Raw genomic sequence first — 22,738 nt, 5'->3', positions numbered from 1 at the left:
TCGAATGACTCGATCTGGCGGTATTTTCAATTAGAGCATCGTATCGTCATCTGAACGACGTCGAGCGGCATCCCGTTGCTCTGTGAAATCAGGTTCCTCGCCAAATTCTGTTCCGTAATTCGGATTTGAGAACCGAGAGTGCTCCACATCAGGATCGGTTGCATCATTTGTTTCAAACAATATCCCGAGACTGACGATTCCACTGATCCCGACCAATGTGTAAACAATTCTGGACAAAATAGAAGCCTGTCCGCCGAACAAGGTAGCAACTAAGTCGAATTGGAATAATCCAATAAGACCCCAATTTAACGCTCCGATTATGACGAGAACGAGTGCAATTCGCGTAACGATTCGCATGTTTTCAACTCCTTTTCTAATTAGGACTACATTTTCTAGTTGTAGAAAATCATCCATCCTTAGCTTTTGTCAAAAGTTGTTTTTCATACATCCATAAATATTAAAAAGCGACCAAAAGAAGGTCGCTGAAAAAGTTCATGGCGTTATCGATTTAATCGCTCGTTATTAAATAAAAATTGCTCAAAGTAAAGCTCGTTCTTAGTTTGGGCAGAATGACTAAGTAACGTGTGCAACCGGCCATTTTGTTGATGAATGATATGTAAAGAGGCTGCTACTATTACTCTAATGCCTGTTGAAAACGTTAGTTCAGTCGTCTTTTTGTCGATTTCCCTAGTTGTGAAGAAATGATTAAAAATCCAGCAGCACGTTTCATGTTTAGAGGAGCTGGTCGGAAAAACTCCGACACCTTCAGAGAGAATGAATGGGGGTTTTTGCTTGAACTTCAACACTTCAAAAGCCGCTTGTTTTTGTATTCGTTTAGTCGTTCGGTTATGCAAGCAGGCTAAGTTGAGAAGTTCCACAGGTGATTTTTTTGAAGTGTATGTTCCATGCAGTGTTACAATTTTGGATCGACTTCCATAATCATCTTTGTGCGCCATTAGTGCTAAAGCTTGGCTATCAAGCAAATAGCTTTCACAATTCATTCCGAATCATCTCCTATAACTGTTTAATAGTTCCATTATACGACAAATTATGAAGATGGAATAGAGTGAAAATATAATTAATTATCGACAAAGTTCGACAAGTTAGTGGGGCGTTGGATGTAGTTGATAAGTACACGACGAGAGGCTTACACATCATCTCAAAGCCCAACATGATTTTAATACTGTAGGATGGGGTTTCTTGGGAAAATTAATGATTCTACACAAAATGAACAGTTCTGTAAGTGTACTTCTAAAGTTCAAATAAATATTATAGGCTGTCGACTGAAATTTAGTCTCTATTTGAGATTTTTAAATGACTTCATAAAGTTTAACATGATTTCCATGAGGCAAACATATTAACTTTAAAGGTAGGTAGACTTTGTGGATAAAACTTGTTTTGTCAATGAATTGTAGGAGAAATGAGTGAAAAAGGATGTGACACAGTATGGCATTCGACTACGATCTCGACTATAAAAACCTAGATCTCCGCAAACATCCTGAACTTTATAAAGTAGGCAAAGGGGAGCAAGGCGTATTGCTTGTGGAACCTTATAAGAGTGAGATATTGCCGTTTTGGCGTTTTAAAACGCCTGAAATCGCTCAAGAATCTGCGGATAAAATCTATGAACTGTTTGAAGAGTATCGAAAGAATGATGATTTTGTCGGTATGGATATGGCGCGAAAGTTTATCCAAATGGGGTACACGCGATCTCGCCGGTACACGAATTACAAGGGTGGAAGAAAATATAATGAAGATGGATCTGTGAAACAACGTCAAATTGATGAAGAGAAAGCGGAGTCTGCAGCGATTTTTAAAGAACGATGGGATGAAATTCGTGAAGATGATGATTACTTGAAGCGCAAGAAAGCCCATCAGAAAGAGTATGGGTGAAGCAGGGAGATTCTTTGCTTAGAACGGTGTATAAATTCTGAAACACCATGCATAAGATAGGCATGTTCAAAATGAATTGTAAACGTTTTCAAAAAACTCTTTACATATTTCTGTTGAACCTGTATAGTTTCGAATAGTTATAATATTATAACCTAATAGACAGAGGTGGGATGAATGAAAATTGATAAAACGGTCACGACACCTTTATATTCACAAGTAGAGGTTACTTTGGAAGAAAAGATTCTTTCAGGTCAATGGGAAGAAGGTTATCAAATCCCGACAGAAACCGAGTTGGCTAAATCTCTTGAAGTGAGTAACATCACGATTAAGCGCGCCATTATGAACCTAGTAGATAAAGGAATGCTTATTCGCCAGCGAGGTCGCGGAACGTTTGTAACGGGTCAGCAAACAGAAAAGAACATCCATAAGTCTGAGTTCATTAAAATGGATGAACAAGTGAGCAGCGCCCACGATTTACTTTCAAGCGGAAGTCATGGAGTTTATCCGAATATCGCCAAGATGTTAGGGAAGACCGTGGATGCTGAATTTGTTTATTTAGAACGTGTCGGTTATGAGGAAGGTGAGAAGGTTTCTTTGGAATATACGTATATTCCGCAAGAGATTTGGCCAGAAAATGAGCCAGTTATTAACAAAGATGCATTCATATACGATGTCTTGAAAAAGACTTGTGGTATCACTCTTAAACGATCTAAAAACTACTTTTCTGGTGCAGTTGCAAATGACAAGGAAGTAAAATTACTAGGGGTTCGTCCGAATACCCCTCTATTTGTATGGGAACGAATTACGTTTTCAGAGAATGGCAGCGGTGTTGAATACTCTAAATTCGTGATGAAACAGGATAAAGAGAAGTATTATTTGGAACTAGAACTCACGTAACCAGTAGAAACTGTGCATTGCATAGTTTTCTATGTTATATAAAGTTATAACATTATAATTTATTGTTTCTTAGAACGTTTGTCTTCAATTGACTAAATAATTAATTAATAAGAAGGGGATGGTGGGGAAATGGAAAAGGGGAAGAAGAAGTGGAAGGTGAAACCGCCTACAACTACAGCGCTGCTAATGTTCATGATTGTACTTGTGGCACTGTTGACGTACATCATTCCTGCAGGTCAATTTGATAGGGTGATGGATGAAAAGACTGGGCGGGAATTGATAGTTGCAGACAGTTTCAGCTATACAGAGCAAACACCAGTTGGGATTGGGGGAATGCTTTCATCTGTATTTGGAGGGATTGTCGGCGCAGCTGAAATTATCGCATTTGTGCTAATTGTTGGGGGTGTTTTTGGAGTCATTGTAAAAAGTGGAGCCATTAACGCCGCACTGGCAAGACTAATCCATCGGTTAAAAGGAAGAGAATCAATATTCATCATCATTGCGATGACGGCTTTTGCAATTGGCGGAGCGACATTCGGAATGGCAGAAGAGACGCTGCCGTTTGTTGCGATTGTACTTGCTGCGACAATCGCGATGGGGTATGACCGGATCATCGCAGTTTCCATCGTTGTTGTCGGCGTTTATGCAGGATATTCAGCGGGTCCTTTAAATCCGTTCAATGTCGGAATTGCCCAAGGAATTGCAGAGCTTCCGCTATTCTCAGGAATCGGATTACGCTCAGTGATGATGGTTGGCGGGCTGATTATCGCGATTCATCACACATTGAGATACGCAAAAAAGGTGAAATTGAATCCAAAGAACAGTTTGCTGAAGAATGAAAAAGAAATTGAGACAGATGCTGCGTTATTGGAAAATTTGACGATGACAAAGCAACATAAGTGGATTATGTCGGTTCTCGGTTTATCTTTAGTAGCACTCGTATTTGGTGTTTTAAAATATGGCTGGTACTTAGGTGAAATCTCTGCGCTTATGCTTCTTATGGGTATTATCGTTGGGATGATTGCGTTCAAAGGCAGCTTTAATCAGTTCACGGATGAATTCATGAAAGGTGCCGCGGAGATGACAGCTGCTGCATTAATTATCGGCCTTTCACGAGCAATTCTCGTAGTCATGGAAGAAGGCCAGATCATTGACACGCTAGTGTACGCAATATCTGTTCCACTCGGCAGTCTTCACAGTGTGTTTGCGGCGTGGGGCATGTACATTTCTCAAGGATTAATCAACTTCATTATCCCATCGTCTACAGGGCAAGCGGCAGTTGTCATGCCAATTATGTCCTCAATCAGTGATGTCATCGGCATTAATCGTCAAATTGCTGTTCAAGCGTTTCAATCTGGGGATGGCTATTGGAACATGATTACACCAACGCACCCCGTACTGATGGCTGCACTTGGAATTGCCGCTGTCCCATTCGGAAAGTGGGTACGCTTTGCAGGACCACTCGTTCTAAAATGGACAATTTGGACGATGATTATCTTAGCGGTAGGGGTGTGGATTGACTGGGGACCATTCTAATGCAATCAAACATTATAACATTATAAACAAATAGATAAACCATACAACTAGGAGTGATGACAGATGGGTAAAATGCTGAAATGGACGATTATTGGTGGAGGAAATGGCGGACAGACGACAGCTGGACATTTAGGAATGATGGGGTTTGACGTCACGATTTACGATATTTTTGAAAAAACGATAAATGCAATCAAAGAACAAGGTGGCGTTCACCTTCAAGATGCTTTAACGGGATTCGGTAAAGTCGCTTGTGCAACAACGAGTATGGAAGAGGCGCTGAAAGACGCAGACATCGTATTTGTGACGGTACCTGCAACAGCCCATACATCGGTCGCAAAATCATGCGCCCCGTATTTGAAGGATGGTCAAATTGTCATCTTGAATCCTGCCGCGTCATTTGGATCACTAGTTTTCCGGAAAACGCTGGATGATGAAGGGTGCAAAGCTGATGTGACATTAGGGGAGACCAACACATTGCTATACGGCTGCCGTATTATTAAGCCGGGCACAACGCAAGTATTTGGATTAAAAAATCGTATTTTAACCGCTGCGTTGCCCGCGACAGAAACGGATAGAGTCGTAGAGACACTTCAAGCTGCATTCCCACAATTTGAAGCATGTGATAGTATCCTTGTTACGAGTTTTGATAATACAAATCCTATCTTGCATCCAGCAACCACGTTGTTTAATACAGGGATCATCGAATCTGATCAGGATTGGAGATTCTATGTGGATGGGTTTACGCCGAGCATCGGACGTTATGTGGAGAAGATGGATGAAGAACGGATTGCAATTGGCAGAGTATTTGGGTTGGAGCTGCTATCGTGCTTGCAGCAGATGGAAGTTGAGTATGATGTATTTAAAGATACATTGGCCGAATCAGTTAGTAGTAATTCGGTATATCAAGATATTGGCGGGCAGAAGACGTTGGAAACCCGATATTTAACAGAAGATATTCCAATGGGATTGGTTCCATTTATTGAGCTTGGAAAGATGGTAAACCTTCCGACAATCCATATGGAAACCGCTGCAACTATGGGGCAGTTGCTGTTGGGGCGTAGCTTGATGGAAGGTGCACGGACACTCGAAAACTTAGGGGTAGAAGGACTGTCGGTGGATGAATTCCTGGAATTTGTTCAAACTGGACGTAAGTGATCGGAGAATTGTTGAGATTTATTAGCGTTTGAAACTTTTTAGGATAGGTTATCTAGATATCTTTTTAGGGAATATTACATTTAACAAATAACCCTAAAAGGAGGAAACCTAATGCACACGTTTAACAAAGCGATGCTTATCTATAATGAGCATGCTGGGAATGAAGACGTGGAGGCGAAACTTGCAGCAGTTGTACCAGTACTTGGGCGAGCGGTGAAAGAGCTGACGATTAGTAAACCCGATAATCCGGAAGAAACCCGCCGTCTATGTGAAACTTCAGGTGACATGGAATTGATTGTCATCATGGGCGGCGATGGGACGGTTCATCAATGTATAGACGCTATTTCGAAACTAGACGTGCGTCCGCTGCTTGCGATATTACCGGGAGGGACGTCGAATGATTTTACGCGAACGTTGGGCATTCCTCAAAACTTGAGAGATGCTGCTGAAGCCCTGCTCGCTGGGGAAATCCGTGCAATCGATGTAGGAAGAGAAGGAGATCAGCATTTCATTAACTTTTGGGGAATCGGACTCGTTGCAGACACGTCTGAAAATGTCGATGACGGACAAAAGAAAAGCTTCGGACCCCTAAGTTATATGGCAAGTACGATACGAACGATGCGTGAAGCGGAAAGTTTTCCGTATCATATTGTTTCTGATGGAATCGACATAGAAGGTGAGGCCATTGCTATTTTTGTGTTGAATGGTAGCTCACTCGCGACGACTCCAATTCCAATAGAAGCAATCAGCCCATCTGATGGCAAACTGGATGTTCTCGTAGTCAAAAATTCTAATTTAGCGACGCTTCGCGAGTTGATGTCGTTAAGGAAGCCAGAAACGGATACAGCACAACTCAATACACTGGAGTATTTGCAGGTGAGTGAGTTGCAGATAGATGCTCCGAGTCAGCGGAGAGTGGATATGGACGGGGAGCTATACGATTTTCAATCAGGACGTATTCAATTACTTCCAGGTCATTTGAGGATGTTGGTACCCACTATAAAGTGAATTATTTTAGCGCTTCGTCTTTCGCGACGGGGCGTTTTTACGTTGTCGATCAAAGCAGCCGTATTCTGAATCAATTGCAAGGGTTTGTCCATCACATAACCTAATTTCACAATCATACAGCTGCATTTCTCCGACACATCACGAAGTTTCCCGATAACGAGATACAAATCAACTGCGTTAAGGAATTAATTGGTAGCGCTGCGCTTGTTGTGTAGGCTATTTCGCTGGGTAAACAATCCCTGTGACACTAGAGAACGTTTCTCGATCAGATAAATGGTTATCTCCGACACCTGGAGCGATTTCTCGATCACATAGTGCCCTTTACCAATCAAATCCCTGCATTTCTCCGACACATCACAAAGTTTCTCGATCACGACCCACAATTCAACAGCATTAAAGGATTAATTGGTAGCGCTACGCTGATTTAAGAACACAAAAAACGCACCCAACTCACTAGGTGCGCTTCCAAAACTCTCACTTAAACACTTGTGCAGCCTTCACGGCTTTTTGCCAGCCCTCATACAATTCATCGCGCTCTTCCTCATCCATCGACGGCTCAAACTCACGATCTAGCTGCCAGCGATCCGCAATCTGCGAGCAATCTTTCCAAAATCCGACCGCAAGACCCGCTAAATAAGCAGCCCCAAGAGCGGTTGTTTCATTAATAGAAGGACGTTCAACGGGTACGCCTAATAAATCCGCTTGAAATTGCATTAAGAAGTTGTTCGCGACAGCACCGCCGTCCACTCGCATAGATTTTAATGAAATACCTGAATCGGCTTCCATCGCGTCCAATACGTCTTTTGTCTGATAGGCGAGAGATTCGAGCGTTGCCCGGATGAAGTGCTCTTTCTCCGTCCCGCGTGTCAATCCGAATACAGCCCCGCGGACATCGCTGTCCCAATGGGGTGTACCGAGCCCGACAAACGCTGGGACCACGTATACGCCATCGGAAGAAGTGACTCGCTCTGCATAGGCCTCGCTTTGTTCGGAACTGCGCAACATTCGCAGTCCGTCGCGCAGCCATTGAATCGCTGAACCAGCTACAAAAATACTTCCTTCCAACGCATACTCAACTTTTCCGTCAAGTCCCCAAGCGATCGTCGTCAATAGACCGTTTTCGGATTGCACCGCTTCTTCACCCGTGTTCATCAACATGAAACAACCAGTGCCATACGTACTTTTCACCATACCTTTTTCAAAACAAGCTTGTCCGAAAAGTGCAGCTTGCTGATCTCCGGCAATTCCTGCAATTGGAACCGCACGACCGAAAAACTTACTCGGTTCAGTATGCGCATACACTTCCGAGGAGGGTCGGACTTCCGGAAGCATCGCGGCAGGGACATCCAAAATATCTAGCAATTCTTCATCCCACTGCAAATCATGAATGTTATACATAAGTGTACGGGATGCGTTTGAGTAATCGGTAATGTGCGCCTCACCACCCGACAATTTCCACACAAGCCAAGTGTCAATCGTACCAAATAACAAGTCCCCACGTTCCGCCTTCTCCCGAGCGCCTTCCACATGATCGAGAATCCACTTCACTTTCGTACCGGAGAAATAAGGGTCAATAAGAAGTCCTGTCTTCTTGCGAATCAAATCTGCATGACCGGCCTCTTTTAACTCTTCACAAATACTAGATGTTTGGCGGGACTGCCAGACAATCGCGTTGTAAATCGGTTTACCCGTCGCTTTATCCCAAACGACCGTCGTCTCGCGTTGGTTCGTAATGCCAATACCTGCGATTTGATCGGGAGACAGGTTCTTCTCGGATAATACACCAGCAATCACGGACAAAATTGAACTCCAAATTTCGGTGGCATTATGCTCAACCCATCCATTTTGTGGGAAAAATTGCTTAAATTCCTGTTGCGCTGTGAACACAGCTTCCCCTTGTTCATTGAACAAGATAGCCCGTGAACTGGTTGTTCCTTGGTCGAGTGCAAGCATGTACGTCTCTTTCATACAACTTCCTCCCAGCGTAAATTGCCTCCGTCAAGGAAGCGTTTTCTTCAGTTTATCATAATACGAGCAGAGTCAAGTGTTCTTCGGAAGGTAAATTAAAACCCCTTGCCTACAAAGCAGGCAAGGGGAGAGGGAAGTACGATTAGAACTTATCACGACGATTGCGATCGGTATTAGTGAGATCGCCTTTTAAGTTCACATCACTCGTTTCACCTACACGATTCACTTCAACTTCTTCACGTTTCACAGTTTCATCGATATGCTCAGTATCTGTAACTCTTTTTTTGTTGATGACAATTTCTTCAGTGACCACAGGCTTTTTCTTCACTTCAATCTGTTCTTCCGTAACGGGGACGCGAATTGTTTCATCATCGAACGCATTAGCAGTACGGAAATCCTCTTCTCCTGTCTGATCATCCAGTACTCCATCGACCGGTCTACGTTCAATTGTAATCTCTTCGTGTTCAACAGGGATGTCCACTTTTTTGCGATCTTCCACAACATTTTTGTCGACAGTAACTTCGCCTTTGCGGACTTGCTGTTTGTCTACGCTGAGACGTTCTTCGTGAACTTTCATCGTTTCAGGGACTTCTTCGATACTGCGGTTGAACTTACCTTCACTACGAACGCGGTCCGTATCCACCGTCTTCAGTTGTGCGTCTGCTGTATGATCATAATTGCCATGCAACGAACCAGGCTCGCGGTTGGCTTCTTGACCACTTGTCATGTTAAGTGGTTCTGTAGAAGCACTTGCCTGCAAGTTCGCATCGTTTGCTGAATCGTTCGAAGCGTATCGAGCGTTATTTTCCCGGCGATATGTATCTACTTCACCTTCATCTACATAAAGCAACATTGCGCCATCATGGATCTCACGTGTGTAACGGTCTTTTTCTGCTTCACTCAAACCTGTATCACTCAATAGATTATAAATATGGTCTTCACCGGATATGAAGTTCATGAACTTGTCCATCCAAGAGCCCTCCGGCGTTTTCACCTCGGCATCGGTCCGGCTGCGAAGCATATGCAGATCATGGTCATCTTTTGCGATTACGTAAATATTATCGTCTGAAACTCCGGTCGCTTTTAACTCCTGCACCTTTGTGATGAGTTCTGTTTCTGTCTGGAATGTCCCAACAAATCTTTTTTCAATATTCATGTCTAAGTTCCTCCTCAAATTTTGTGGTCAATCTCATATATTATTTTCGGTCTTGGATAATAGTTACCCGGCGTTACATTTCTGAAAACCTATTTAAAGACTAAAACAAAAAACGTCATCATCTTGTAATCTTGCTGTCACACGAACTAGTGTATGTTTCTTACGTATTACCGCTATGGTATGAAGGGGGATGTAATGGGGGGATTATACAAAAAATAGGATTCAGATTAGGCAGGAGTCCTTTGGTTTGGTACACTATTCTCTAATATAATCCATGATTTAATATCTGGTTAGGAAGTGGGATAATGGAAAACTTAGCATTAATCAGCGTAGTCGCAGTACTCGCACTCGGAATCTTTTCCCAGTGGCTCGCCTGGAGGATTCAGTGGCCATCAATTGTTATCATGTCGATCGCAGGATTGCTTATTGGTCCAGTTTTAGGATTGATCAATCCGGAAGCTGCCCTCGGTGATTTATATGGACCACTCATTTCACTTGCGGTTGCCGTTATTCTTTTTGAAGGTAGTTCGAATCTCGATATTCGTGAAATTAAAGGAATCTCTAAATCCGTTACACGTATTGTTACGATCGGTGCGTTTCTCGCATGGATTCTCGGATCCCTTGCGGCGCACTATTTTGCTGGACTGCAATGGGAAATTGCCTTCATTATAGGAGGGTTATTTGTAGTAACTGGTCCTACAGTGATCATCCCGCTGCTTAGGAGTGCGAAATTGAAATCTCGGACAGCGGCTGTATTGAAATGGGAAGGGATTATCGTCGATCCTGCGGGGCCGCTTCTTGCGCTGTTTGCATATGAAGTCATTAAAGTGTTGAGCAATGAACATTTGACGATGAGTAATTTGCTAAATTTCTTTGGAGGCGCGGGTCTTGCGATTCTCCTAGGACTTGGAGTGGGGCTTCTCATCACGGTTATGGCGTCAAAAGGACAGTTTCCTGAGTACTTGAAATCACCGATTGTACTTGCCTTGGTCTTAGTCTGCTTCATGCTTGCAGAAGTAATCATGCACGAAACTGGCATGCTCGCAGTCACCGTGATGGGTCTGACGATTGGTCGTTCTAAGCAATATGTCTCATCAATCGGAAACCTTGGGCATTTTGTTGAAAATGTCTCTGTCATGTTAACTTCTACGGTGTTCATCCTCTTAACGGCGTCTTTGCCGAGAGATACGATTGCTCAAATGTTTACACTACCGATTCTGGCATTCGTGTTAGTGACGTTGTTTGTCGTCCGTCCGTTGTCGATTTGGATTTCAACGATCGGTACGGAACTTGATCGGAATGAGAAGATATTAATCGGTTGGATTGCGCCACGCGGTATCGTGGCACTTACTGTTGCCGGATACTTTTCGAGCATTCTAGTCAATGATGGATATGAAGAAGCGAGTCTTCTTACAGCTTTGACGTTTGCGCTTGTCATTATAACCGTATGTGCACATGGCTTCACAATCGGCCCGCTTGCGAAGAAGCTACATTTAGCAAGTAATGAACCACCTGGAATCCTGATTATTGGAGCAAGTAACTTTTCAGCATCACTCGGTGAGGAATTGAAAAGATTGGGGATTCCCGCACTGATCATGGATCCTTCTAGAGGGCGCTTGAACTTAGCAGCCGCAAAAGGTGTTCAGACGTTCGAAGGGCAGATTTTATCGGAACAAGCGAGATTTTCGGTCGACCTAACACCCTATAGTACGATTTTGTCGATGACAGGAGACGCGTCGTATAACGCGCTTATTTCCCAATCGTTTGCACCTGAATTCGGCTTTAACAATACGTTTTCATTGCCAGTTGCAGTAAATCATCAGATGAATGAATCGGAGCTGCCGACTTCATTGAAAGCCCATTTACTCTTCAGGGAAGACGCGACATTTGCGGAACTCAACCGGAAAATTAATACAACATATGAAATCGGGGAGATCGCCACCAACGAGATTGAAAATGTCGATAACTGGTTGGATGAATTGCCAGAGCAAATCACTCCGCTTTTCATTAAGAAAGAGAATGAATCAATTGTATTCGTTACGTTGCGTAAAAAAGTCAATTTAGAAGAAGGCGACGTTCTTATCGTCATGAGACCTAAAAATGAGAAAAAGGAGCCTTCCGCTTAAGCGGGAGCTCCTTTTTACTTTAAACAATGTTGGTAACTTCGTGCGCTTGGCTTTCCAACTCAGCGGCAGACGAGGCAAGGTGGAAAAATGCATCCATCGCAACTTCTACTTCTTTTTTACATTCGTCGATGTTGGCCTGTGCTCTCGCAGTTCCAGTGGAAATCAAGGTAACTTCCTTTGTGATTGCTTCTATGCCGTCGCGCACTTCTACAATGGAAGCCTCCACATTGGAAGATAGTTTTCGAACTTCTTTAGCAACAACGTCAAACCCACGGCCATGCTCACCAGCACGTGCAGCTTCAATAGCAGCATTCAATGCGAGTAAATTCGTCTGTGAGGCAATCGCGCGGATCGTTTTGACGATGCCTTGAATATTTTCAGAATGCTTTTGAAGTATCTCTAAGTTACTCGTGTTGTTGGTAGAGACATCAGCTAACTCACCAATTCGCTTCAGCAATTCTTCGTTTCTATTTCTTCCTTCGTCTGCCTGTTCAGTGAGGGATTGCGCCATTTGATTAAGTTCCGCAACGACGCCCAAGGCAGTATCTTGACGCTTCGTTACATCTGTCGCTACTTTTGTTACGCCGAGAACAGTCCTCTTGTCTTCACTGAAGACGGGCATATAGGTCGCTTCAAGCCACACTGTCGAACCATCTTTGGCTTTCCGCTTAATTTTTCCAGAAGAAGCGACTCCTTTGTGTAAGTTTTTCCACATGGCTCCGTATGAAGGGCTGTTCACAAGTTCCGGGAAGCATAACCTTTCATGAGGCATGCCAATCATTTCTTCGGGACGATACCCAACAGCAGATGCAAAATTCTTGTTTACATAAGCGACGCGTTTGTCGATTCCAAATCGAATAATCGCAAGGTTTTCTTCTAAAGCGCTTACAACGAGTTTGTCGGAAACAGATTCAGATGCTGATACGTTCAATTATTTTCCTCCTAGGACTTCTGTAATGAATTGTTATCCATTATACACATTGTATATCATTTGTACTAGATAAAATGACTATAAGACATAGAAAAGACAATTTCCCAAAAGGAAAATGAATTAATAGAACTAGATTTCTAGGAGTAATATTATCTTCAGATAATGATTAGACGTCGAAAATTGATTATGGATAATCTGGGCTAGGTCAAAAGAAATGAACTTGACTTTTCTTCTATACCCGATAAAGATAAATCAAAACTGCTAACTTATAGAAGTGTTTTTAGAACAAAGAAACAGAGGCTAAGTGGAAGCCTCTGTTTAAATTGGATCTACGAAAAGGTGTTGTTAGTAGTCTCGTTTATTCAACTGTTCATCAAATATATCACCTTGTACAGGTTCATTCTCTCTACGTTCTTTACTGGAGAGAAGTGAATCTCGTTCAAGTTCTTCGGCAACTCTACCCGGGCTACCATTCACAGCGTCTTGAAACTCTTGGCGACGCTGTTCCTGTTCAGGATCACGTCCCAGTTCACCAGCAAAATCAGTCGTTTCTAATCCGTTGGAAATCGTATCGTCTGCTGCTACGCTGAATTCAGAACGCTCGATTGGACGCTTGTGTACTGGTGTCACTCGTTCTTGTGTATGTTGAGGTGTTGTATCGCCGAATGCTGGCTGTTCAGGCACACGCGTGACGCCGTCACCTGGAGGTGCGACCCATGTGTTTGCACCAAGATTTGGATCCCCCACATTCTCTCCGATACCGAATTGTTTTCCTACCTCTTGATGCTGTCCAGGCATGTCGCTCGTTTCATCCAAGTATAGCAACATGCTGCCATTGTTAACGTCTTGGTAAAATCCTGCCTTCTCATCTTCAGTAAATCCAAGGTCATCCATCATACTACGAACGCGATCTTCACCTGTCATGAAATCCATGAATTTATCCAGCCAAGATTCATGAGTCGTTTGAATCTCGGCATCTGTTCGACTTTGCAACATTTTGACATTATCTTCACTTTTAGCAATAACAAAAATTTGATGGTCTACATAGCCTTCTGTTTTTAACTCTTCTACCTTAGCTAATAGTTCTGGTTCTGTATGAAACATCCCGATGAATCGTTTGCCTTGCTCCATTTTTAAACGCCTCCTGTTGAGTGTGTTTGCTAGTATTCTAATGATTCGTTGTTAGTGTTTGAATACCCGTGCTATAGGCCACGGAAACCTTAAAAATACTAAGCGAGGGCAAACGTCATCTATTTGTAATCGAGTTGACATCTAACATGGAATATTAAATGAAGGGTTATTAAATGAAAGAAAACAAAAACAGAGACGCAATCGCATCTCTGTTACGTGTGCTCCAATTAGTATGCACCATACAATTTCTTTTCAAAGTCTTTCAACGAATGATTAGGAGATATTCCTTGGCGATTTAGTTCGTACCGATTGTCACCGAGTTTTACGTTTCCGGTATTCGTTGTAAATGCCATCCGAATGCCTGCAGATGAAATGGCTTTTTTACTCGTTTCACTAAATTGACCGAACGGGTACGCTAGATATCGAATGTTTGGATCTAGCATGTCAAAAGCTTTCGAAACTTGGGAACGACCGAGAGCGATATCAGCTTTAATTTCTTCAGATGTTGAAGTCGTCAAGAAAGGTTCACGTGTACCAGGTCTGCGAAGATGTAATCCGTGAGTATGGTGTTGGAACGAAAACACATCTACGGTTTCACGAATCTCTTTCAGTCCTACATATTGAAACGCTTGGTCATCCCATGGTTGAGCCTGTTGCTTTATGCGGGATGTAATGAGAAATGATGTTGCTGTGAACCCTTTTTCCGCTAAGGAAGGATATGCATACTTTTGAAGCGAAAGTAGACCATCGTCAAAAGTGATTAATACGGTTTTATCCGTCAGATTTTTACGAAGCATAAGCCAATTATCCAAATCTTCAGGACCGATAGTTTTCCAACCATTCTTTTTTAAGTAATCCATTTGTTGTTGAAACGGAGCCAAGTCAATTACCATGTTATTGTTTGCAAAAGGTGTAGCTGTGCGATTTTCAACGATTTGATGATACATAAGTACAGGGATTCCTCGATCCGCAGTTACGAGCGTTTTGGGAATGAATCCCCGTACGCCACCGAGATTCACTTGTACATGGGTTTTTGTTTCCGCAATAACCGGGAGACGGTGTCCAGGGTTAATATACCCGACTCGATGCCCTCCACGAAGTGCACTTGCTACGGAGACGCGACTTTGGGTAATCACGGTTTTCCGTCCCTTAGGAAAAGGTTTTTCCTTCGTAGGGGAAGCAGGTTTGACAATATGGATGGGAATCGCCAATTTATCATTCCCGAATGACAAATAAGCGTATTTTTCATCCTGCGCAACCATCTCATAAGGAACACCTTTCATGAAAGTTGCTGTACCAATTAACTGATCCCCATCAATTGTATAACCGCCCGTAGACTTTGACAAAGTGACCATTGAACTTTGAGTAGCTGCTTGCGCGCTCGGTTGTGACACTGCGACTAGAAAACAGACCAACAGACCAGCCCATAAAACAGACCAGCATTTCTTTTTGAACACATGCAACATTCCTTTGCTTTTTAGTAATGAACTAGTTCTAATTCTTTAGTCGATTATAACATAATGGAATCAACAATTTGGATAGAATTAGAAAAAGTAGTAAAAAAGTCAACCATTTGATGCATACGTACAAATTGGGTGTTGCTTATATAATCAGAACATTTATAATAGTTAAAACAAATACGATTAATTAAGGGGGAATAACATTGCTTACATTTGTATCAGCTATCGTTTTGTTATTCGCAGGATATTTCGCGTATTCGAAAGTAGTAGAAAAGGTATTTGTTGTCGATGATGCCCGTAAAACGCCAGCTTATACGAAATCAGATGGGATGGATTATGTGCCAATGAGTTGGTGGAGAGGATGGCTCATTCAACTCTTAAATATTGCAGGGCTCGGCCCGATTTTTGGTGCGATTGCAGGTGCGCTCTACGGTCCTGTAGCATTTATATGGATTGTCTTAGGAAGTATCTTTGCAGGTGGTGTCCACGATTATTTTTCAGGAATGCTATCACTGAAGCATGGGGGTGCACAATTCCCAAAACTAGTCGGGGAATATTTAGGTAGCACAGTTCGGAAAGTTACCAGTGTAGTGTCGATTGTTTTAATGGTCCTAGTTGCTGCGGCGTTTACAGCAGGGCCGGCGCAACTTATCTCTTCCATAACTCCGATCACGTTTACAATGGCATTAGTACTCGTATTTGGATACTTTACATTGGCTGCTATTCTACCTATTAATAAAATCATCGGTCGTATTTATCCGATTTTCGGAGCAATCTTAATCGTCATGGCAGTAGCGATTGCAGGGGCATTACTATTTGGAACTGCTAAAATCCCAAACTTAACTTTTACAAATATGCATCCGGGTGAACTTCCAATTTGGCCACTCCTAATGGTGACAATTTCATGTGGAGCCATTTCAGGTTTCCACTCAACTCAAAGTCCGATTGTTTCCAGAACAATGAAGAAAGAATCAGAAGGACGTAAAGTTTTCTACGGGGCGATGATTGGAGAAGGTGTTATCGCTTTGATATGGGCGGCTGCAGGAATGACGTTTTTCGGTGGAACAGATGGTCTTCAAGCTGCACTAGCTGCTGGTGGTCCTGCGGGAGCTGTAAATGAAATATCGGGCACTCTCTTAGGGACTTTTGGTGGGATTTTAGCAATACTAGGGGTCATTATCTTACCGATTACTACAGGAGATACAGCCTTACGTTCTGCACGTATGATGCTGACGGAAGCTACCTCTCCTTGGATTAATCCTGATAAACGGTGGGTAGTACTCTTAGCAACTGTAGTTCTTGGGGCCCCCATGTTTTACTTATCGATGATTGACTACTCTTTTTTATGGCGTTACGTAGGGGGAACCAATCAGTTTGTCGCGGCAATCATGTTGTGGACTGCAACGTCCTATCTTCTACGTGAAGGACGGGCGCATTATATTGCTGGAATTCCCGCTTTGTTCATGAGCGGTGTTGTCGCAACTTATTGGTTGTATGCTCCTGAAGGATTGCAGTTAAGCTATGGGGTCTCCGTAACAATCGGTTTAGTCGTAGTTGGGGGACTAGCTATTTTCTATGGGATGAAGATTGTTCAGTCCCGAAAAGAAAGCGTAAAACAAGTAGTCCCTAAAACTACCTATTAAGGAAGGTGCGAAACATGCACCTTCTTTTTCTTGTACCGGACAGCTCAGCTCGAGTGGAATACTTCATGTTGGATAGACTCACGTTGGCATTATGGACATCATGATTACGTTACGTTACTGATTGGAAGAAGTCATTCCACATATATTCATCCATCCGCGTATGAAGGATGGGACGTATTTAACTTTTCTGTCGCCAACAGCACTGTACGGGAAGTGCTAAGGTGAAAAACCGTAATAAGAGTAGATAAAAAATCAGTACGCAAATGTGAACAAACTAGTACATAAAAACTTCTTGATTTGGTTGGGAAATAGACACAGAAAAACAGTAACGATGAAAGTATTTTCATGTTAAACTAATCATCGTTCTTTACCAATCAAAGGGATTGCAGTCACTCGAGACTGCATACCACATAAAAGGAGATTTTATAAATGGGAAGAGTTGCTCAGAAAGTCGCATTGGTTACAGGTGGAGCATCAGGAATCGGTCTTGCATCTGCACAGTTACTTGCTAAAGAAGGCGCTAAAGTTGTTATCGGTGATTTCAACATTGAAGGTGCCAAAGCGGCTGCTGAAGAAATCAAAGCTAACGGCGGAGAAGCATCGGCAATCTTCTTGGATGCTACAAAAGAAGAATCTATTAAAGAAGCGGTTGAGTTCACAGTGAACACGTATGGTTCACTAACTGTTATGTTCAATAACGTCGGAGGAACGAATCTTAAAAAAGACTTGGACGTTGTTAACCTTGACTTGGATGAGTGGGATCGTTTGATGAACATGAACTTGAAGAGTGTATTGATTGGCGCGCGTTTCGCAATTCCACACATGCAAAAAGCGGGTGGAGGTTCTATCATTAACACAGCTTCAACTGCTGCAGTGGCTGGAGACGCAATCCGTTCAGCATACGGCGCTTCTAAGACAGCTGTAACTGGTTTGACTCGTTACATTGCAACTCAATACGGAAAAGACAAGATCCGTTGTAACGCAATCGCACCAGGCCTTATCTTAACACCTGCTGCTAAGGATAACTTGCCTGCAGAAGTACGCGAAATCTTCATGAAGTATAATGCGCTTCCATACCACGGTGAGCCAGAAGATATCGGAAATACAGTTCTGTTCTTGGCATCAGATGACTCTAAATTCATGACTGGCCAATTGCTTGTAGTTGACGGTGGTCACTACATGACAAGCCCTACAATTTCTGACGTTAATGCGTATGCAGCTAGCTTCCAAAAATAAGTTTGAGTGAACGAACTCCTTCTTTGCCAATTTAGAATGGCAAAGAAGGAGTTTTTTTGTTGGATAGCAGGTGCAAACATAGGATTAGCGGAATTGAATACAGGGAACAAATCCATAAGAATACGGTTTAGCAGAGGAGGAGGAGGAGAATGAAAAAAACAGGACGCTATATCGGGAACGTTTTGCTCCTTGCAGGTGTTTGTCTGCTCGTCTGGCAATTTGTTGGAACAAAACAGACCGGAGAGATACGGAAACAACAGTTGGATGCGTTCGCTAACCTGAAAGCAGAAGCGGAGACTGAAGTACAGCCTCAAAAAACGGATAATCAGGAATTGCTGAAGAAGAATGACGAAGCGGCGGCGACACCAAAAGTGCAAGAGAAGGAAATCGGCGACCTGGTCGGTGTTCTTTCCATACCGGAAATTGATATTCATGCGCCGGTGTCATACGGTGCGACGCCCAACATTCTAGACCATGGATTCGGTGCGATTCCAAGTAGATTTGAACCGGGAATCCCTGGCGGAAGCTATGCGATTGCCGGGCACCAATCCCATGTGTTCGGACAATTTTTCAACCGATTGGATGAACTTCAAAAAGGCAGCCAATTTGAGTTTGAAACGGTGAACGAAACGCAAAAATATGAAATTTATGAGACACGCATCGTCTTCCCGGAAGAAGTGGAAGCGATTGCGGAAGAACCGGGAATTGCAAAACTATCCCTTGTCACCTGTTATCCTCACAACAGTAACAAACATCGGCTAGTCGTCATGGCAAAGCGTGTAGATAATTGAAATAAAATCAAGACAAAAAAACAGGCGGAGCGTACGCCTGCTTTTTGTCTTGATTAGTTATCAACAACATTGCTGATCTGGTAGTACCCTTCCGCATCCAGAATAATGGTATACGTCTTTGTTTTTTCAATGTAATTCTCTTCACCGGCACTATCTGAAACCGAATAGGAAAGGTCCAATGTAACGAATGCTAGGTCTGCTTGGATAGCAATATCTGTTATGTCAGTTGAGTAGAACTGATAGATCCTACCGTCCGAAGCCACTTCCTGTATGAATGTTTGGAACTCTCTTGTAGTTGGCGCACCTGGTAGCAAATAACTCATAAGAAAAGTAGAATCGCCCGCTTGTATGGACATTTCATATTCTTCCCGGAATGAAGTCATGAAATCTATTAAGTTTTCTTCATAAAATCCACCTTCGTAAGATGAATCTTCTTCATATCCATCGTCTTCACTTTCTTCGTATTCATAGAAATCTGTATATTCATCATCGTAAGTGATATCCGTTTCATAGTCATGACTAGCTGTGTAGGTATCATACACACCGAACAATGAGGCTATGGTGGTTTCGCTCATTGGAGAAGCTGCCCAACGGTCTACGAAACTTATTACGCTATGCATCGGGATAGAGAAGCCGAACAAATTATTCTCTTTATACAGCAATGAATTAATGCCAATAACTTTACCTGTCTTCGCATCCAGCAAAGGTCCACCACTGCTGCCCTGGTCGATCTGAGCATCGATTTGATAAATCTTTTCATAGAGAAATCCCAGTTCCATATCCCGGTTAAGACCAGTCAAATATCCGACTGAAGCCGAGTTCTCAAAACCTTGCGGGCTTCCGAGTGCAATCACTTCTGTGCCAATCGGTGTTTCTTCGCTTTCCATCGCAAGAGGATCTAGAGTGCTGAATGCTTCTGCCCTAATGAGTGCCACGTCATAACGATCCGAAATGCCAATGACTTTTCCAGCTACATCTTTTCCATCGGAGTTCCGGACGACGACATCGGTGAATCCCGCTACCACGTGAGCGTTCGTTACAATGAGTCCGCCTTTCTTGTATAGGAAGCCCGAGCCGAGTCCGTCGCGCGTGAATATCGTAAATACACGTGGCAGAGATTCTTTGATGACCTCTGTCTTTTCTTTATCAGGTTTCACAGTCTTTGTCTTAATTTGTTGCGAGGAGATTGGCTTTAATGGCTTCTCTTTTTCGACAATGACTTCTTTAATAGGTGGAGGTGAGGCATCATCTGACAGATGTAACAGCTTTCCATAATTCCAATCTACAACATAACCGATTCCAGCGATTGAGCCGAGCAAGACAATCATGGAACTAAGAGCAACTGGTAACATCCAACTGTTTGGTTTTTTTGATTTGAGTGGCTTCCCACAATTTGAACAGAACTTCGAACCTTCATCATTTTGCGTTCCACAATGCGGACAAAACATAAATCATCCCTCCTGATCTATGAAAAAATTGTTAATTATATAGTATCATAGGTTTAGTTTTAATGAACTATATAATTTAAGTTTCCATTTTATTTTTTTATAGTTAAATTGGCAGGTGAAATGATGTATGACGAAAAGTCCGAGTAGTACAAAATTATTTCTATTATATGTATCAGCATAGGGACACATTTTCATGTGAATGTAATGGAAATGATAGGTTTAGCAGATATACAGCTGGGTAAGAGCGAGAGTAACGGGATTCTTACTATTTGAAATCCTTTACGACGAAGACGAGGGAGGTGAATACGTGCGCAACTTCATAGTAGTCTTATGTACTAGTCTTTTTCTGATTGCAATGCCAAGTGTTGGCTATGCAAATGAAACACCGCAGGATCAGCCTGAGGACAAACCAAAGAGAGGTCTTGTTGGAGGGCAATTAAATCAAGTGAAAAACACTGTGGATAAAACAGTAATATCTACAGGGGAGCTTGTAGATGAAACGGTTAAATTCACAGGGAATACTGTCGAACGTACAGTGGATTTAACGACTGAAACAGTCAACACAGTTGTTGATCCAAAGCAGAAGAAACCGGTGAAAGCGGTCGTTGAAAATACGACGAATTTTGTCGGGGAAACTGTAGAAAAGACAGTACCGGTTTTGGAACAGACGACCAAAACCGTGCAAACTGTTACTAAAGAAACTGTAAAAGTGACGAAACCACTTCCGAAAGTGCCTGTCGTGACTCCTGTTGTTGATAAAACAACAGAAACTGTCGATAAAGCAACGGCGCAAGTGAAGAAAACGGTCGATGAAACGGCAGGAACTGTGGCAGAAACCGTTTCGAAGCCTCTTCAAAAGCAACCGGTGACAAACACACCTCCTGCAAGCGGGGAAAAGCCTAATCAGGATTTATCCAAAGACCCTTCAGGAGAACAAATGGAACAGCCGAGTCGCCCGAGCGTGACTGAAAGCCGCGTGAGGAACAATTTCCTGTAGCAGAAGAGAACCAAACTGAAATACCTGATGGGACCCGGCCATCACAAGAAAAACTGCCAGAGCAGAAGCTAGAAGCGGATAACGAGAACAAATCTCCCGCTAACGACAATGTCAAAGTGGATTCTGCTATCTCGAAAGAACCTGAAGTAAGCACAGAGATTAAACAAGTCAATACTCATTCAACGCAAGGTGTAAAACCGATTGAAGAAAAGTTTACGATGGAGCGGAAAGCGTTGCAAGAAGGCAAGCAACTAAAGGTATCTTCAAAGAAGAGTGAGTCGACGAAGACCACTTCAAACTATGCGTACCCTCTGAAACCATCTGGCAAAAATTCTTGGATGTCCAATGTTCAACTGATAACGGGATCATCTTCAATTAGTGTGCCTGCACCATCGATTTCTTCAGGTATGAGTGGAATAGGTGCAGTCGTCTCGGATGGTTGGTTGATGAAAGCGGAGATTACTCGACAGAAATGGTATTTGGAAGACATTATAGGAACGCTTCAATGGAGCCAAGCACCACCAGGACAACCACCCCAATCCACTCCTTTTTTATACGTGATTTAAAAAACGATAAAAAAGGAGAGAGATTAATATGAAAACGAATTGGATGAAATACGTTGGAATGACGGCTTTGGCTGGTGCTGTAATAGTGTCAATGCCTGCTGCTGGTTTTGCGGATGAAGGAGAACAACATACAGGTCAACAGAAAGAGGAAAAGTCATTGCTCAATATTCAATTGGAGGATCTTCCGATTGCGGGTGACGTGTCTGTTGAGTTGCCAAATCAAACCAAGACAGAAGAAAACTCATTGGCAAAGATCCAAGTAAACGATGGGATTTTGGACAATGTACAAGGCGATGTTGCTCCTGTTACGAAAACGCAAAACGAAGAAACGAGTTGGGAAAAGCGTACTGTTGCCACTGTAAAAGTGGACACTGCGTTAACGGAATCGGTGCAAGCAGATGTTGCAGCTAAGAAAAACAGCCAGGATGAAACTAGCAGTGAGTCAAGTGCTGCACTCGTAACTGTTGAAGCGGAAGAGTTACCTGTAGTTGGCGAAACGACTGCTAATATTATCTCAAAAGACGTCAGTCAAAAAGACGGCGAAACGACAGTTGACAACGGGGTGGTCCAAGCGGATCTCAAAGAATCTGAACTTCTTGGTGATACACATGTTGGGGTTATTGAAAACCAAGCAGAAATAGATGAAGATGGATCTGCTCAACTGGATCAATCGCTAGTAGAAGTAACTGTCGATGACGCTCCAATTCTAGAAGACGCGCATGTGGGTATGGTAGATAACCACATGAAGGAAACGAAAGACGGTTCATTCAATAAAGACGGAGGCGTAGTAGACGCA

At 42.8% G+C, this 22,738-nt stretch carries 20 protein-coding genes; 12 read left to right on the top strand and 8 right to left on the bottom strand.

The features are described 5' to 3' along the window. Positions 1 to 30: 30 nt before the first annotated feature. Complete coding sequence (locus RL70_RS05265; protein ID WP_039042380.1) at positions 31 to 357, bottom strand: DUF378 domain-containing protein; 327 nt, start codon at positions 355 to 357, stop codon at positions 31 to 33. Between the two features lie 143 nt (positions 358 to 500). Beyond that, positions 501 to 1,001 carry a competence protein ComK gene (locus tag RL70_RS05260; protein ID WP_039042379.1) on the bottom strand — a complete coding sequence of 167 codons (501 nt, stop codon included), beginning with the start codon at positions 999 to 1,001 and terminating at the stop codon, positions 501 to 503. 445 nt (positions 1,002 to 1,446) lie between these two features. On the opposite strand from RL70_RS05260, the gene RL70_RS05255 reads away from it, so the two are divergent. The 5 genes from RL70_RS05255 (at position 1,447) to RL70_RS05235 (ending at position 6,489) form a co-directional block, all read left to right on the top strand. Beyond that, the gene (locus RL70_RS05255; protein ID WP_039042378.1) at positions 1,447 to 1,893 is read left to right on the top strand and encodes a DUF4385 domain-containing protein; all 447 of its coding nucleotides are present in this window, start codon (positions 1,447 to 1,449) and stop codon (positions 1,891 to 1,893) included. Positions 1,894 to 2,067: 174 nt separating this feature from the next. Continuing rightward, positions 2,068 to 2,790 (top strand): GntR family transcriptional regulator, encoded by a 723-nt coding sequence (locus tag RL70_RS05250; protein ID WP_039042377.1) that lies wholly within the window; start codon positions 2,068 to 2,070, stop codon positions 2,788 to 2,790. Positions 2,791 to 2,919: 129 nt separating this feature from the next. Continuing rightward, entirely contained in the window at positions 2,920 to 4,326 is a 1,407-nt protein-coding gene (locus RL70_RS05245; protein WP_039042376.1) for a YfcC family protein, read from the top strand. Between the two features lie 63 nt (positions 4,327 to 4,389). Continuing rightward, positions 4,390 to 5,481, top strand: coding sequence for an NAD/NADP-dependent octopine/nopaline dehydrogenase family protein (locus tag RL70_RS05240; protein ID WP_039042375.1), 1,092 nt, complete (start codon positions 4,390 to 4,392; stop codon positions 5,479 to 5,481). A 111-nt stretch (positions 5,482 to 5,592) separates the two neighbouring features. Continuing rightward, a complete protein-coding gene (locus tag RL70_RS05235) occupies positions 5,593 to 6,489 on the top strand; it encodes a diacylglycerol kinase family protein (RefSeq protein WP_039042374.1) in 897 nt (298 codons plus the stop codon). A 474-nt stretch (positions 6,490 to 6,963) separates the two neighbouring features. Here the strand turns inward: RL70_RS05235 and glpK are convergent, their stop codons facing one another. Together glpK and RL70_RS05225 are read right to left on the bottom strand one after the other, a co-directional pair. Further along, the gene (gene glpK, locus RL70_RS05230) at positions 6,964 to 8,457 is read right to left on the bottom strand and encodes a glycerol kinase GlpK (RefSeq protein ID WP_039042373.1); all 1,494 of its coding nucleotides are present in this window, start codon (positions 8,455 to 8,457) and stop codon (positions 6,964 to 6,966) included. A 142-nt stretch (positions 8,458 to 8,599) separates the two neighbouring features. Then, positions 8,600 to 9,613, bottom strand: coding sequence for a YsnF/AvaK domain-containing protein (locus tag RL70_RS05225; protein ID WP_039042372.1), 1,014 nt, complete (start codon positions 9,611 to 9,613; stop codon positions 8,600 to 8,602). Between the two features lie 305 nt (positions 9,614 to 9,918). Between RL70_RS05225 and RL70_RS05220 the strand changes: the two genes are divergently transcribed. Continuing rightward, positions 9,919 to 11,739 (top strand): cation:proton antiporter, encoded by a 1,821-nt coding sequence (locus RL70_RS05220; RefSeq protein WP_369795193.1) that lies wholly within the window; start codon positions 9,919 to 9,921, stop codon positions 11,737 to 11,739. A 19-nt stretch (positions 11,740 to 11,758) separates the two neighbouring features. On the opposite strand, the gene RL70_RS18320 is transcribed toward RL70_RS05220, so the two are convergent. The 3 genes from RL70_RS18320 to RL70_RS05205 form a co-directional block, all read right to left on the bottom strand. Further along, positions 11,759 to 12,670 carry a PAS domain-containing methyl-accepting chemotaxis protein gene (locus RL70_RS18320; RefSeq protein WP_039042371.1) on the bottom strand — a complete coding sequence of 304 codons (912 nt, stop codon included), beginning with the start codon at positions 12,668 to 12,670 and terminating at the stop codon, positions 11,759 to 11,761. A 345-nt stretch (positions 12,671 to 13,015) separates the two neighbouring features. Beyond that, positions 13,016 to 13,801 carry a general stress protein gene (locus RL70_RS05210; RefSeq protein ID WP_039042370.1) on the bottom strand — a complete coding sequence of 262 codons (786 nt, stop codon included), beginning with the start codon at positions 13,799 to 13,801 and terminating at the stop codon, positions 13,016 to 13,018. A gap of 227 nt (positions 13,802 to 14,028) precedes the next feature. Continuing rightward, positions 14,029 to 15,258, bottom strand: a complete 1,230-nt coding sequence (locus tag RL70_RS05205; protein WP_039042369.1) for a polysaccharide deacetylase family protein — start codon at positions 15,256 to 15,258, stop codon at positions 14,029 to 14,031. A gap of 206 nt (positions 15,259 to 15,464) precedes the next feature. Between RL70_RS05205 and RL70_RS05200 the strand changes: the two genes are divergently transcribed. The 3 genes from RL70_RS05200 to RL70_RS05190 all read left to right on the top strand — a co-directional run bounded on the left by RL70_RS05200 (position 15,465) and on the right by RL70_RS05190 (position 18,931). After that, entirely contained in the window at positions 15,465 to 16,904 is a 1,440-nt protein-coding gene (locus tag RL70_RS05200) for a carbon starvation protein A (protein WP_039042368.1), read from the top strand. Positions 16,905 to 17,333: 429 nt separating this feature from the next. Further along, entirely contained in the window at positions 17,334 to 18,140 is an 807-nt protein-coding gene (locus RL70_RS05195; RefSeq protein ID WP_039042367.1) for an SDR family NAD(P)-dependent oxidoreductase, read from the top strand. A 149-nt stretch (positions 18,141 to 18,289) separates the two neighbouring features. Then, positions 18,290 to 18,931, top strand: a complete 642-nt coding sequence (locus RL70_RS05190) for a class D sortase (RefSeq protein WP_039042366.1) — start codon at positions 18,290 to 18,292, stop codon at positions 18,929 to 18,931. A gap of 53 nt (positions 18,932 to 18,984) precedes the next feature. Here RL70_RS05190 and RL70_RS05185 read toward each other — a convergent pair whose 3' ends face one another. Next, the gene (locus RL70_RS05185) at positions 18,985 to 20,379 is read right to left on the bottom strand and encodes a trypsin-like peptidase domain-containing protein (RefSeq protein ID WP_039042365.1); all 1,395 of its coding nucleotides are present in this window, start codon (positions 20,377 to 20,379) and stop codon (positions 18,985 to 18,987) included. Positions 20,380 to 20,686: 307 nt separating this feature from the next. Here RL70_RS05185 and RL70_RS05180 point away from each other — a divergent pair, with 307 nt between their 5' ends. The 3 genes from RL70_RS05180 to RL70_RS05170 all read left to right on the top strand — a co-directional run. Further along, positions 20,687 to 21,376, top strand: coding sequence for a hypothetical protein (locus RL70_RS05180; protein WP_039042364.1), 690 nt, complete (start codon positions 20,687 to 20,689; stop codon positions 21,374 to 21,376). A 116-nt stretch (positions 21,377 to 21,492) separates the two neighbouring features. Continuing rightward, entirely contained in the window at positions 21,493 to 21,942 is a 450-nt protein-coding gene (locus RL70_RS05175) for a hypothetical protein (RefSeq protein WP_039042363.1), read from the top strand. Between the two features lie 28 nt (positions 21,943 to 21,970). Then, the coding region (locus RL70_RS05170) for a hypothetical protein (RefSeq protein ID WP_039042362.1) at positions 21,971 to 22,738 on the top strand (768 nt) is incomplete at its 3' end.

It is taken from the genome of Sporosarcina sp. ZBG7A, assembly GCF_000813425.1.
Taxonomy (GTDB): Bacteria; Bacillota; Bacilli; order Bacillales_A; family Planococcaceae; genus Sporosarcina.
The sequence above is the reverse complement of the archived record's forward strand: the minus strand, read 5'-3'. Positions and strand labels throughout refer to the sequence as shown.